The sequence below is a fragment of the Sulfitobacter sp. UBA4523 genome (assembly GCF_002388305.1).
Lineage (GTDB): Bacteria > Pseudomonadota > Alphaproteobacteria > Rhodobacterales > Rhodobacteraceae > Sulfitobacter > Sulfitobacter pontiacus.
Genome location: NZ_DGMH01000017.1, coordinates 12,280 through 25,734 on the forward strand (window position 1 = coordinate 12,280; position 13,455 = coordinate 25,734).

At 60.5% G+C, this 13,455-nt stretch carries 14 protein-coding genes and 1 other RNA gene; 3 read left to right on the top strand and 12 right to left on the bottom strand.

Annotated elements, in window-relative coordinates; genetic code table 11:
* Positions 1-14 precede the first annotated feature (14 nt).
* Positions 15-1,418, bottom strand: a complete 1,404-nt coding sequence (gene mgtE, locus B3849_RS03340) for a magnesium transporter (protein ID WP_005852296.1) — start codon at positions 1,416-1,418, stop codon at positions 15-17.
* 117 nt (positions 1,419-1,535) lie between these two features.
* On the opposite strand from mgtE, the gene guaD reads away from it, so the two are divergent.
* Complete coding sequence (gene guaD, locus B3849_RS03345; RefSeq protein WP_278425241.1) at positions 1,536-2,828, top strand: guanine deaminase; 1,293 nt, start codon at positions 1,536-1,538, stop codon at positions 2,826-2,828.
* A gap of 81 nt (positions 2,829-2,909) precedes the next feature.
* Here the strand turns inward: guaD and B3849_RS03350 are convergent, their stop codons facing one another.
* The 4 genes from B3849_RS03350 to B3849_RS03365 form a co-directional block, all read right to left on the bottom strand.
* Positions 2,910-3,344, bottom strand: coding sequence for a CAP domain-containing protein (locus B3849_RS03350; protein WP_278425240.1), 435 nt, complete (start codon positions 3,342-3,344; stop codon positions 2,910-2,912).
* A 68-nt stretch (positions 3,345-3,412) separates the two neighbouring features.
* Positions 3,413-4,753, bottom strand: a complete 1,341-nt coding sequence (locus B3849_RS03355) for an 8-oxoguanine deaminase (RefSeq protein ID WP_286779814.1) — start codon at positions 4,751-4,753, stop codon at positions 3,413-3,415.
* Positions 4,750-5,544, bottom strand: a complete 795-nt coding sequence (gene hisN, locus B3849_RS03360; protein ID WP_278425320.1) for a histidinol-phosphatase — start codon at positions 5,542-5,544, stop codon at positions 4,750-4,752. The genes B3849_RS03355 and hisN overlap by 4 nt, the downstream gene beginning before the upstream one ends.
* A 69-nt stretch (positions 5,545-5,613) precedes the next feature.
* Entirely contained in the window at positions 5,614-5,988 is a 375-nt protein-coding gene (locus tag B3849_RS03365; protein WP_005852284.1) for a helix-turn-helix domain-containing protein, read from the bottom strand.
* A gap of 859 nt (positions 5,989-6,847) precedes the next feature.
* On the opposite strand from B3849_RS03365, the gene B3849_RS03370 reads away from it, so the two are divergent.
* A complete protein-coding gene (locus tag B3849_RS03370; protein ID WP_278425238.1) occupies positions 6,848-7,624 on the top strand; it encodes a Bax inhibitor-1/YccA family protein in 777 nt (258 codons plus the stop codon).
* A gap of 332 nt (positions 7,625-7,956) precedes the next feature.
* Here B3849_RS03370 and B3849_RS03375 read toward each other — a convergent pair whose 3' ends face one another.
* The 7 genes from B3849_RS03375 to gatC all read right to left on the bottom strand — a co-directional run bounded on the left by B3849_RS03375 (position 7,957) and on the right by gatC (position 12,869).
* On the bottom strand, positions 7,957-8,646 hold the full coding sequence (locus tag B3849_RS03375; protein WP_278425237.1) for a VIT1/CCC1 transporter family protein: 690 nt from the start codon (positions 8,644-8,646) through the stop codon (positions 7,957-7,959).
* 127 nt (positions 8,647-8,773) lie between these two features.
* Positions 8,774-8,941 (bottom strand): 50S ribosomal protein L33, encoded by a 168-nt coding sequence (gene rpmG, locus B3849_RS03380; protein WP_005852281.1) that lies wholly within the window; start codon positions 8,939-8,941, stop codon positions 8,774-8,776.
* Positions 8,942-9,122: 181 nt separating this feature from the next.
* An RNA gene (gene rnpB, locus B3849_RS03385) (RNase P RNA component class A) lies at positions 9,123-9,534 on the bottom strand.
* A gap of 101 nt (positions 9,535-9,635) precedes the next feature.
* Complete coding sequence (locus tag B3849_RS03390; protein ID WP_278425235.1) at positions 9,636-10,304, bottom strand: N-acetylmuramoyl-L-alanine amidase; 669 nt, start codon at positions 10,302-10,304, stop codon at positions 9,636-9,638.
* 5 nt (positions 10,305-10,309) lie between these two features.
* Positions 10,310-11,056: a hypothetical protein gene (locus tag B3849_RS03395; protein WP_074635520.1), complete on the bottom strand. Its 747-nt coding sequence runs from the start codon at positions 11,054-11,056 to the stop codon at positions 10,310-10,312.
* 38 nt (positions 11,057-11,094) lie between these two features.
* Complete coding sequence (gene gatA / locus B3849_RS03400; RefSeq protein WP_064217402.1) at positions 11,095-12,582, bottom strand: Asp-tRNA(Asn)/Glu-tRNA(Gln) amidotransferase subunit GatA; 1,488 nt, start codon at positions 12,580-12,582, stop codon at positions 11,095-11,097.
* On the bottom strand, positions 12,582-12,869 hold the full coding sequence (gatC, locus tag B3849_RS03405) for an Asp-tRNA(Asn)/Glu-tRNA(Gln) amidotransferase subunit GatC (protein ID WP_005852277.1): 288 nt from the start codon (positions 12,867-12,869) through the stop codon (positions 12,582-12,584). The genes gatA and gatC overlap by 1 nt, the downstream gene beginning before the upstream one ends.
* A 188-nt stretch (positions 12,870-13,057) precedes the next feature.
* Between gatC and B3849_RS03410 the strand changes: the two genes are divergently transcribed.
* The coding region (locus B3849_RS03410) for an MBL fold metallo-hydrolase (protein ID WP_286779815.1) at positions 13,058-13,455 on the top strand (398 nt) is incomplete at its 3' end.

Consider the following 13,455-nt stretch of genomic DNA (forward strand, 5'->3'; position numbering starts at 1 on the left):
CGCCGCCATATCCGTCACAGCAAGACCGCCGCCGCCAGCCCCAGAAAGGCGAAGAAGCCCACGACATCCGTCACCGTGGTCACAAAAGCACCAGAGGCAAGGGCCGGATCCACGCCAAAACGTTCCAGCAGGATCGGGATGCCCGTCCCCGCAAGCCCCGCCACGACCATGTTGATCACCATCGCCGTCGCAATCACATAGCCAAGCGCGGGTGACCCGAACCACAGGATCCCGACGATCCCCATGATGATCGCGAAAATCAGGCCATTCACCAGCCCCACAAGACATTCACGCCGGATCACGCGCCAGACGTTCGATCCGGTCAAATCCCGGGTCGCGATGGCGCGCACGGCCACGGTCAGACTTTGCGTACCGGCATTCCCCCCCATAGAGGCCACGATGGGCATCAACACCGCCAACGCAACGATCTGCGCGATCGCTGCCTCGAACTGCGAAATCACCATAGAGGCCGCGATGGCCGTCACCAGGTTCACCGCCAGCCAGGGCAACCGCTGCTTGGTTGTCTCGATCACACGGTCAGACAGCGACCCTTCGCCAACACCGGCCAGACGCAGGATGTCTTCTTCGTGTTCCTCGTCCAGCACCGACATGGCGTCATCAATGGTGATCACCCCGATCAAACGCCCCTCGTCATCGACGACGGGCGCAGAGATCAGGTGGTACTGGTTGAACGCATAGGCGACATCGCCCTCGTCGCGCAGGGCGGGAATGACCTGAAACGTATCCTCCAGAATGTCGCGCATGGGGGTGGCGCGTTTGGACCGCATCAGCTTGCCAAGGGTGACATTGCCCACAGGGTGCAACCGCGGATCGACCATGACAATGTGATAGAACTGGTCCGGCAGGTCTTCCTCGGGCGTGGCGCGCAGGTGATCAATCGCCTCGCCCACGGTCCAGTGTTCGGGGGCCATCACGACTTCGCGCTGCATCAAACGACCAGCGGAATATTCGGGATAGGTCAGCGCCTGTTCGACAGCGACCCGGTCCGCGTCTTCCAGGGCCCCCAGAATGGTCTCGGCCTGCGCATCCTCAAGGTCTTCGATCAGATCGACAACATCATCGCTGTCCATGTCGCGCACGGCGTCCGACAGCACCTCGGGCGTCAGAATCGCAACGACTTCCTCGCGGATCGATTCGTCGAGCTCCGACAGAATCTCGCCATCGAACTCGCGGTCATACAGCCGGATCAGCTTGGTCCGCTCAAAGGCGCTGATCTGTTCCAGAAGGTCGGCGATGTCGGCCGCGTGCAGCGGCTCCATCAGTTCTGTCAGCTTGGCGGCGTCATCGATTTCCACCGCATAGAGAATGGACGCCACGGCCTTTTTGTTCAGCCGATATGCCTCGCCTTCATCCTCGGCGTCGGGGGAGAGTTCAAGTTCCTGTGCGTCGTCAACCATGGCTGCCCCCACTTGCGATTTTGCGCAGACCATAAGCGTGCCACAGCGCGGATACAATGGCGCGGAACCCTGCGCTATCGGATTGTCGGCACGGCGGGCTGCGGTTAGACAGGCGGCATGAAAACACAAACACTCCTCCTCGGCCAAACGCTCCGGTTTACGGGCAATCCCCTCTCTGACCCGTGGGAGGAGACGGTTCATATCGACAGCGACGGTGGCGTGCTGATTGAAGGCGCGCAGATCAAGGCCGTGGGCCGCGCCGACGACCTGCGCAAGGCGCACCCGCAGGCGACGGTGCAGGACTATGGCGACCGGCTGATCTGCCCGGGGTTTGTGGACGCCCATGTGCATTATCCGCAGACCGCCATCATCGCGAGCTGGGGCAAACGGCTGATTGACTGGCTCAACAGCTATACCTTCCCCGAGGAAATGCGCCTGTCAGACCCCGCCTATGCCCGCGACATCGCCGGGCGCTATCTGGATCTGACTCTGGCCAACGGCACGACCACCGTTTGCTCTTTCGCCACCATCGCCCCCACCAGCGTCGACGCGATATTTGACGCGGCGGCAGAGCGTGGTCAGCGGATCGTGGCGGGCAAGACCTGCATGGACCGCAACGCCCCCGAGGGGCTGCGCGATACGGCGCAATCGGCCTATGACGACAGCAAGATGCTGATCGACCGCTGGCACGGCAAAGGCCGCGCCAGCTATGCGATAACGCCCCGTTTCACGCCGACCTCGACGCCGGAACAACTCGCGGCCTTGGGTGCGCTCTGGACGGAGCGCCCCGACTGCCTGATGCAGACGCACCTGAGCGAACAGGTCGACGAGATTGCTTGGGTCCAAGACCTTGTGCCCCACGCCCGCGATTATCTGGACACCTACGAGGAACACGGGCTGGTGCGCGATCGCGCCGTCTTTGGCCACGCCATCCACCTGACCCCGCGCGAGATCGACCGCCTTGCCGACAGCGGCGCATCGGTGGTGCATTGTCCCACCTCGAACACCTTCATCGGATCGGGACTGTTCGACATGGCGCATATCGCCGCGCAGCAGATACCGATTGGCTTGGCCACGGACACCGGCGGCGGATCGTCGTTCTCGATGCTGCGCACAATGGCTGCGGCCTATGAGATCGGCCAGCTGCGCGGCACCCCCACCCATGCAGCGCAGTTGATATGGCTTGCCACCGCCGGCTCTGCCCGCAGCCTGCATCTGCACGAAAAGATCGGCACACTCGCCGAAGGCTTCGAGGCCGACATCACCGTGCTCGACCTCGCCTCCACCCCCGCGATCAAGCAGCGCAGCGACAATGCGCACAGCATATGGGATCAGCTTTTCGCCACAATCATGATGGGCGATGACCGCGCGATCTGCGACGTCTGGGTCAACGGGGTGCGCCGAGGCTGACGCCAGCCTCCTTCATTTTGCCTTTAAACTCCCCGCGGCGCGTCCCGCAGGCGCGCCTTGCGAGACGGCTTCGGGCCCATCCTAACAGGGTGCGGCCAGAACCATTGCCCAAATCCGGTCCGGCCCCTGAAACAGGCCAAAACCTGTGGCATTCCGGCTCATCATATTGCGGTAATGCGGCGCCGACTGCGCCCATCCCCGCATGACTTGCGTCAGATCCCCCTGCCCCTTGGCAAGATTCTCGGCCACATAGCACCAGCGATAGCCCTGCGCCCGCACCCGATCACCAACACCAGACCCATCGCGCCCCGTGTGCGAGAAATACCCGTGCCGCGCCATGTCCATCGCATGTGCCCGTGCGGCGGCCTCTAGCCGCGGTGCATAGGACAGCGGGGCCACCCCCTGCTGCGCGCGCATGGCATTCAACATCTGAACCGCCTGTGGGTCGGCGCGCAAAGGCAATATCGCGGCAATCAACAGAGCCACGGCCAAAGCCAGCCTGCGTAGAATATTCATACCGTCAACTCCCCCCGCCTTCGCGCTACCCGCGCCTCTACCTCCTCCCGAGATCGAGACACGCGTGTTTATATCGCGTCCCGCAGCGCCCGCGCGAGCTTGTTTTGCTGCGCGATCTGCGCGGGTAGATCTATGGTCACGACCTGCCCATCCCGCACGACGCTGCGCCCTTCAACAAGCAAATCGCGGACCGTTGTCGGCCCCGCAAGCAACAGTGCCGCAGGATCCCAACTCCCGGCGCTTTCAATCCCGCTTACGTCCCAGATGGCGATGTCTGCACGCGCCCCCACCTCGATCCGCCCGCATTCGGGGCGGCCCAAGATGTCCGCACCGCCGCGCGTGGCAATCTCGAGCGCTTCGCGGGCGCTCATCGCATCCGCCCCGCCGGCAACGCGCTGCAAAAGCATCGCCTGCCGAGCCTCCGCGACAAGATTTCCGGCGTCATTGCTTGCGGATCCATCGACCCCAAGTCCTACGGGAACCCCGGCATCGCGCATCGCACGAAGGGGCGCGATCCCCGAGCCCAAGCGGCAGTTCGAACAGGGGCAATGTGCAACGCCAGTCTTGGTCTGCGCGAATAACGCGATCTCGCTCGGGTCGAGTTTCACGCAATGGGCATGCCAGACATCGGGCCCGACCCAGCCCAGATCCTGCGCATATTGACCCGGACGACAGCCGAATTGTGCCAATGAATAGGCGATATCCTCCTCGTTCTCGGCAAGATGCGTATGCAGCATCACGCCTTTGTCCCGCGCCAACAGCGCTGCGTCCCGCATCAGGTCCCGACTTACCGAGAAGGGCGAACAGGGCGCGATCCCAACCCGACACATTGAAGAGGCCGATGGATCATGAAAACCGTCGATCACACGAATGCAATCCTCCAGTATCGCAGCCTCGCGTTCCACCAAAGCGTCAGGTGGCAACCCACCGTCGCTTTCCCCGATGCTCATCGCGCCGCGCGTGGGCTGAAACCGCATCCCGATCTCTGCCGCGGCGTGTATTGTATCCTCCAACCGGCTGCCGTTCGGATACATATACAGGTGGTCCGAGCTTAACGTGCAGCCGGACAAGGCAAGCTCTGCCAACCCCACCTGAGCCGAGACATACATGTGATCCGGCGTAAACCGCGCCCAGATCGGATAAAGCGTTTTAAGCCAGCCAAACAGCAGCGCGTCCTGCCCCCCCGGCACCGCCCGCGTCAGACTTTGATACAGGTGGTGATGGGTGTTCACCAACCCTGGCGTAACAACGCACCCTGATGCTTCTATCACCTCCCCTTCAGTTGTCAGGTTTTGTCCCACCGCTGCGACACCCCCATCGCGCAGCAAAACATCAGCCGATACCAATTCGCGCCGCGTCTCATCCATCGTCAAAAGATAATCAGCGTTGCGTATCAGCAGTTCGGTCATATCGGACAATTCCTAACAAACTCTAAAGCTTCGGCGTGAATATCGGCATTGGCCGCCGCGATAGCGCGTCCCCCATGATGGGCGGGGCCGCCATCCCAGTCGGTAACGATGCCACCGGCGGCCTGGACAAGGGCGATTGGTGCTTGAATATCATAGGGTTGCAGGCCCGCTTCGATGACCAGATCGACCTGCCCCGAGGCCACCAAAGCATAAGCATAGCAATCCATCCCAAAGCGCGCCAAACGCGCATGTCGCGCCACCTTGGCAAAGGCGGCCCCTTCGGATGTCGTCCCGACTTCTGGGAAAGTGGTGAAAACGGTCGCCTGTGACAGTGCACGCGCCCCACGTGTCCGTAGCGGATGAACGCCAGACGGGCCCGACACCTCTGCTTGGCCGCTATGCCCAACAAAACGCTCACGAATATAGGGCTGGTCGATGATCCCGAAAAACGGCCCATCCGCATTGCTGACCGCGATCAACACGCCCCAGGTCGGCGTGCCGGAGACAAAACCCCGCGTGCCGTCAATGGGGTCTAAAACCCAGGTGAGCCCGGACGTCCCTTCCGCAGTCCCATATTCTTCGCCTAGGATGGCGTCGTTGGGGCGTTCGCGTGCCAAGATATCGCGCATGGCCCGTTCGGCCGCACGATCGGCTTCAGTGACGGGATCATAGCCGGACTGGAATTTGTTGTCCGCAATCAGATCTGCTTGACGAAAATGGGGAAGTATCGCGGCACGGGCGGCGTCCGCCAGCAAATGGCCCACACGCAATATATCGGGATCGGAGTGCATATTTGGTATCATAGCTACCGATCTGACACTTTCGCCAGATCCTTGCAAGATAACACTTCCCGCTAGAGGTTAAGCCACATCACTGAGGACACGCGCCAATTCGAACAGGCGGCGACGCTGGTTTTCGGGGATCGCATAGTAAGAGCGGATCAAATCCATCGCCTCTTTATCGCCGCTCAGATCGGCGGGGATATTGTCCAAGGCCTTTTCGGGCTGAGGCTTTTCGGCTTCCAGACCTTCAAAGAAATGCGAAACGTCCACGTTCAGGGCAAAGGCGATGTCCCAAAGTCTGGACGCGCTGACACGGTTTGCACCGGTTTCATACTTTTGGATTTGCTGGAATTTTATGCCAACAAGTTCTGCTAAGCGCTGCTGTGTCATGCCTGTCAGCCAACGGCGCTGCCGTATTCGCTGACCAACATGAACATCTACTTTATGAGGCATCACGATCTTCTTTCTAACTCAGCGCCCATAATTTCGACGCTTGTATTTGTGGAGAGGAAGTGACCAATTCACGTGGTCATTTCCGACAAAACGTGCTACTTGCAAATATACTCACTATGCGCAAATAAAATGAAAATGGACATACGTTCAGTTATCATTCCAATCAGCGCCAGCACTTAATCAAGCGTTGTTTCCGCGAGAAAAATACCCCTTATACGCGAATTGAACGTAGCAAGCGTTCGGGAACTCGCAAAACTTTTTACCTGAGCCGAGCACCATAAATTCGCCGCAATGCTGTGTGTCAGCATTTCCAACACATTGAGACCCGCTCCTCTCACGCTCAAGAATACCATATTTGTCAGTAAGATAGCCCCGTCCCTCAGCTTCGCCACTACATTCTGCGCGGGTGCGCGATGTTTTGCTCACGGCACCCGAATACCGCCTGATTAGCGCTAATAACGAAAACGTTACGGCACAATTGCGCATATCACAGGGAAGAATCATCCTTTTCATGGGCAAAAGGCTTGCAGTCTAAACCTTAAAATACCGTTCAGAGCCGCGAGAACGGCGCGGCAAAGTGCCGCGACGCAAAATTCGCAAACGCGTTAGGCAAATCTTCATATCTCTTCTTTAGCTCATTCATCACGGACACGCAGATATGCAACCGAAAGGCTGCGTGTTCCGACGGAAGAAATGCCTATGTTGCGCCACATTTGGCAAAGCAAAACGCCAATAGTGCCCGCTGCGCTAGAATTGGATGCGAAAGCTCTTGAAAACAAAGACGTGTGTGCCGATATTTGACCCAATACCGAGGTCGGAGAACCGACTTTGCAACACGTCTATTATTTGGAGGATATTCATGGCCGACGTGAACACAATCCGGTCTGCGGCCGGATCCCGCGCCGCCGCTATCGATGAAGGGCTGCGCACCCATATGAATAAGGTGTATGGCACCATGTCGATTGGCATGTTGATCACCTTTGCAGCGGCTTGGGCTATTTCCGGCCTGGCCGTGACGACCGATCCTTCGGGCGCGGTTGCGCAGATTGGCACGGACAAGTACCTGACTTCCTTCGGCTCCGCGCTGTATATGTCGCCGCTGAAATGGGTTGTGATGTTTGCACCTTTGGCGTTTGTCTTCGGCTTGGGTGCCGCGATGAATAAAATCTCGGCCGCGACTGCGCAGACATTGTTCTATGTTTTCGCTGCCGTCATGGGCGTTTCGATCAGCTCGATCTTTCTGGTCTTTACGGGCTATTCGATCATCCAGATTTTCTTGATCACCTCGATAGCTTTCGCGGGGCTGTCGATTTGGGGCTACACCACGAAAAAGGACATCTCTGGCTGGGGTAGCTTCCTGATCATGGGCGTCATTGGCCTGGTTGTCGCGTCGATCGTGAACATCTTCCTCGCCTCCCCTGCCCTGGTATTCGCGATCTCGGCTATCGGCGTTCTGATTTTCGCTGGCCTCACCGCCTATGACACGCAGAACATCAAGAACACTTACTTGGCGCATGCGCATCACGGTGACCAAGAATGGCTGCAGAAGTCCGGTATCATGGGCGCGTTGAGCCTGTACCTGAACTTCATCAACATGTTCATGATGTTGCTGCAATTGTTCGGCAACCGCGAATAACACACTGCCCCACGACGCGGGAAAATACCTGAGAACGAGCGCCCATCGACATCCGTTCGGTGGGCGCTTTCTTTGGCCCTAGGCGCCATCACAACCGTCGGCCCGACTACCTAATCTGCCCGCGACGCTTCCGTATAACTGCGATCCATCTAAGCAGTCTGTTCAGTAACATTCGGTTCAACAAGCATGCTGACACGACCTTGCGACTGTACGTCTTCCAGTCGGGCGCGCAGAAAAGCACACCCGCAAAGGTGCAAACCTCCTCTCGAAATGCTCACTGAAGTGATGATTTCAAAGGTCTCAGCTTAGGTGCCTGCTCACCCCCGACCAAGCTAAACCGCAACGTGGAAGGCTTGCCCCAACGCAGCGGTCACGGCCATCGCAAGCGCGCCCCAGACCACCGCACGAATAATCGCCGAACGCAGGGGCGCACCGCCAAGCCGCGCACCGCCGCCGCCAAGCAGTGCCAGAGCGAGCACAGCGGTCACGGCAATCGCCATCAAAGCGTACCCGGCAGGGGCGACAAGTGCTGCGATCAACGGAAAGGCCCCACCCAGAGCGAAGGCGAGCGCTGAGGCCCCGGCGGCCTGCAGCGGATTAGCCTGCCCTGCCAGGCCAAACATGCCGAGCTCTTCGCGCGCATGCGCACCAAGAGCGTCGTGGTCGGTCATCTGCGTGGCAACCTTAACGGCGAGCGCGGCATCGACGCCGCGGTTCTCCAACCCTTCAGCAAGCTCTTCCAGCTCGTAGTCCGGGTCTTCCTCCAGCGCGATACGCTCACGCTCCAGATCGGCGGCTTCCACATCGGCCTGCGCCGAGACAGAGACATACTCCCCCGCGGCCATGGACAGCGCGCCAGCGGTCAATCCGGCGAAACCGGTCAGGGCGACATTTCCGGTCGCCATCCCCGCCGAGGTAACGCCGACCAGAAGGCTAGAGATGGAAACAATCCCGTCATTCGCCCCCAGTACAGCGGCGCGCAACCAGTTGCTCCGGTTGATGTAATGGCCTTCTTTGGGCATTGCCCGTCTCCTTGCGATCACATCCGGTACTTAGCCGCGACAGCAGGGCTGTTCCCATGTCCGAGGTAGAAAAACGCAAAAGGCCGCGCACGAGGCGCGGCCTTCATATCGCGTCGACGGTAAGATCTTACTTGATCTTGCCTTCTTTGTATTCAACGTGCTTACGAATAACGGGGTCGTACTTTTTGATGACCATTTTCTCGGTCATGGTACGTGCGTTTTTCTTGGTTACGTAGAAATGGCCTGTGCCCGCGGACGAGTTCAGACGGATCTTGATCGTGGTTGGCTTCGCCATAGTCGTTCTCCTGCAACGACGAGCAGGCCGCTGATCGACCGCTCGTGAAATCCTGAGTTTTGGGTTCTAGTCACGCCTGCGCCTGAGTCAACCGCTATTTCCTGCCCATGGCCCAAACGAACCGGAAAAATTGAAGTTTTCCGGACCAAGCCCCCGCAAAACAGGGATAAAGACCATGATTATGCGCGGAAGGCCTATAAGCCGGATTTTGTCCCCGCCTTGCGACAGGGGATGACCATTCCTCTGACCATGCAGTTGCCTGCACAGCTACAGCTGCCAACCCGGACCTGCTGGGGCAGAAGTAGCCCCGCCTTGCCTGTTGCCAGACGCGGCGCGCGGTCCCTATTTGGCATTGCTCCCGGTGGGGCTTGCCTTGCCAGAGATGTTGCCACCTCCGCGGTGCGCTCTTACCGCACCGTTTCACCCTTACCTCCCCGGTGGTATCGGTTGCCCGACCCGTCGAAGCGGCGGTCTGTTTTCTGTGGCGCTTTCCGTCGGGTTACCCCGCCCGGGCGTTACCCGGCACCGTTTCTTCTGGGAGTCCGGACTTTCCTCGACCTTGTTGCCAAGACCGCGGCCATCCAGCCTTCCGCGCGCTGCACGCCTAGCGCCTAACTTCAGGTGGGGTCAATCAGTTTCACCCGCCGCGATGCCTTCGGCGAGGATTTTTAACCATTTGGAAACGGGTGTGGTGCTAGAGATCATGCCCGAGGGTCATATCCGCGGCGCAGAGCGGCCCCTTGCGCCAGGGGGCATACCGCAGACGCGTGCTTTGCAAAAGGAGGTCAATATCATCGGTGGCGGTGTAGCCTGCCGCATGTGCCGCCGCGATAAAGGCAGCCGGCGTGGGGTCGGACCCGCGGTTTTTCTCCGCGTACTGACGGCCTTTGCCGGCAAGGTTCTGACGCGCCAGACGTGGCCAGTCGAATCGCGGTCCGGGGTCGATCTTGCGTCCGGGGGCCATATCCGAATGGCCGATCACCCCTTCGGGCGGGATCGACCACCGCTCCATAATCCCGCGCAGCAGGGTTTCGAGCGTGACCATCTGCGGTTCCGAGAAGGGGTGATTGCCGCGGTTATCCAACTCTATCCCGATAGAGCGTGAATTGATGTCATCCTGACCCCGCCACTCCCCCGCTCCGGCATGCCAGGCACGCTGGTCTTCCGGGACAAGTTGTACAGTCTCGCCCTTGCCCGTGATCAGATAGTGGGCGGAGACTTCGGCCGCAGGGTCACAAAGGCGCGCGCAGGCCGCTTCTGCACTGTCCATCGCGGTATAGTGGAGCACGATCAAAGAGGGCCGCAACCCGTTGCGGCGCGGCCCATGGTTCGGGGAAAGGTAGCGGTCAGGCGCGTCTGCCATAGGGCCTAGCCCTGCACCCCTTTGCGATAGGGGCTCGGGTCCCAGTTGCAGGCGTATCCGTCGCCGTCAGGGTCCATGCCAGAGCGGTCCTTTTCAGGGCCGCCCGCACTGAGGAAGGCGATCTGCGCCTGATCCGGGTGCGAATACTGGGCGCAGGCCCGTGCGAATTTGCGCTGCTTGTTGAACCCCCGACGGGTGTAGATCGGGGTGCCGACGGCGTGATTGTTCTGCAAAGCATAGGCTACGATATTGGGCCCCGCATCGGCGCGGTCCGGCAGGGCTTCGGGTTGCACCACACGGTATTGCGCGCGGTTGGCCGCGATGCGGGCCGCGTCGCCTTCGATGCTGCGCTCATCGGCCACGGCGTCAAAGTTGTTCTCTTGCGATATTCCCCCTGCCCCCAGCACCGGTGGCGCAGGGTTGGACGGGCTGGCGTTCACAGGGGCCACGCCCGAATTGGTCGCGGCATCATTGCCAAGCCCACCGGGGCGCGTGGCATCCAGGATGCGTGCCGTTTCCGCAGCCGTCGCCGCAGCGGAACCATCATCGACAGCGTCCAGCGGCGTGGCGTCCACCGTGGCGGGTGCTGGCATCGTTGCCACCGCCCCGCCTGCCAGGGCTGTATCCCGCTGGGATTGCGCGGCGTCGAACGACCCGTCAAAACCGACACCCCGTCCACTGTCGGGGATTGCGGGCTGGCAGGCCGCCAGGGCGAGCCCCAAGGCTGCAACAATTGAACAACGTATCATCATCGGACCTGCTTTATCTGCTCTGGTTTATCGGCGGGGGTTTACCACCATTTCTGCGGCTTGGCTACAAAGCCCGCCGCCTGCTCCAGCGCATAGGCGGTAGACAGCAGATCGGCCTCTTCCCATGGGCGGCCGATCAGCTGCAAGCCAAGCGGCAGGCCGGTCTCGCTGGTGCCGGTTGGCAATGCGATACCGGGCAGCCCCGCGAGGTTCACAGTAACCGTGAAGACGTCGTTCAGGTACATCGCCACAGGATCCGTATCCGTCATCTCGCCCAGACCGAAGGCCGCCGAGGGCGTGGTCGGGGTCAGGATGCTGTCGATACCGGCCGCAAAGGCGTCTTCGAAGTCTTTCTTGATCAACGTGCGGACCTTGCGTGCCCGGTTGTAGTAGGCGTCGTAGAAGCCCGCGCTTAGCACATAGGTACCGACCATGACACGGCGCTGCACCTCGGCCCCGAAGCCTTCGGCGCGGGTCTTTTCGTACATCTCGGTGATGCCGTCGCCGTGGTCCAGCTTGGCGCGGTGACCATAGCGTACCCCGTCATAGCGGGCGAGGTTCGACGAGGCTTCCGCCGGTGCGATCACGTAATAGGCAGGCAAGGCGTATTTCGTATGCGGAAGAGAGATATCAACGATCTCGGCCCCGGCATCGCGCAGCATGGCGATACCGTCCTGCCACAGCTTGTCGATCTCGGCAGGGATACCGTCGATGCGGTACTCCCGCGGGATGCCGATCTTTTTGCCACGGATGTCGCCGGTCAAGGCGGCTTCGAAATCAGGGACCGCCAGCTCGGCAGAGGTGCTGTCCTTGGGGTCATACCCCGCCATGGCTCCCAGCATGATCGCCGCATCGCGCACGGTCTTGGTCATCGGGCCCGCCTGATCCAGCGACGAGGCAAAAGCCACGACGCCCCAGCGGGAGCAGCGGCCGTAGGTCGGCTTGATCCCCACGGTGCCGGTAAAGGCCGCAGGCTGGCGGATCGAGCCGCCGGTATCGGTGCCGGTGGCCGCAAGACAAAGATCCGCCGCCACAGCTGCCGCCGACCCGCCCGAAGATCCGCCGGGTGTCAGCGCTGTCTCATCGCCCGAACGCCGCCACGGGTTGACGGCATTGCCATACACGGAGGTTTCATTGGACGATCCCATAGCGAATTCATCCATGTTGAGCTTGCCCAACATGACGGCCCCGCTGTCCAGCAGGTTCTGCGATACGGTGCTTTCATACTCGGGCAAGAAGCCTTCAAGAATGCGCGACGCCGCTTGCGACGGCACCCCTTTGGTGCAGAACAGATCCTTGATGCCGATGGGCAGACCACACATGGCAGGGGCATCGCCGGATTTGATCCGCGCATCGGCTGCCTTGGCCTGATCCATCGCCAGATCACCGGTGTGGTGCACAAAAGCGTTCAGAGCGCCCGCGCCCTCGATCGCGCTCAGACATGCCGCCGTCAGCTCGGCCGAGGTCACATCCCCCTTGCGCAGCGCGTCACGTGCATCGGCAAGGCCCAGTTTATTCAGATCAGCCATTATTCAACCACCTTCGGAACCGCAAAAAATCCTTCGCGCGCGTCGGGCGCATTGGCCAGCACCTTGGCCTGCTGGTCGCCATCGCGCACCACGTCCTCGCGCTTTTTCAACACCTGTGGCGTGACCGATGTCATCGGCTCTACCCCGTCGACATCGACTTCGTTCAACTGCTCGATAAAGCCGAGGATATTGTTGAACTCTTGCGCCAGCGCGGGCAAGGCGTCGGGTTCGACCTTGATGCGGGCCAGTTTCGCCACCCGTGCGGCTGTGGACTCGTCAATGGACATGGGCGCTCCTTCATCTGATTGGGTGCCGTTTATCGCCCCCTGCCCGCCCCCGCAAGTCTGGGGGCTGCCTCTGACCCGCAATCGCGCCGGTTGATCCTTCATTTTGCCAAATAAACTCCCGCCGGAGGCTCCCCAAAGCGGCATCACGCGCTACAGTCCGCTAAAGACACGGAATAAGGGAGACCCAAATGGATATCATCTGGCTTGGCCACGGCAGCTTTCGCATCGAGATCGAGGATCAGATTCTGCTGATCGACCCCTGGCTCACCGGCAATCCGATGCTGGACGACGCGCAGCACGAGGCCGCACTGGCAGGCGTCTCGCAAATCCTGGTGACCCACGGGCATTTCGACCACACCCAGGATCTCAAGATGGTGGCCGAGAAAACCGGCGCGCCGGTTGCAGGCATGGTCGAACTGATGGGCTATTTCAGCGCGCAGGGCGTGGAGAACACCACCGGCTTCAACAAAGGCGGCACCATCCGCTGCGGCAAGGTCGATGTGACCATGGTCCCTGCGTCACATTCCTCTTCCGTCGATGGGGACGAGGGGCCTGTCTATATGGGGGCCGAGATCGGCTTTATGAT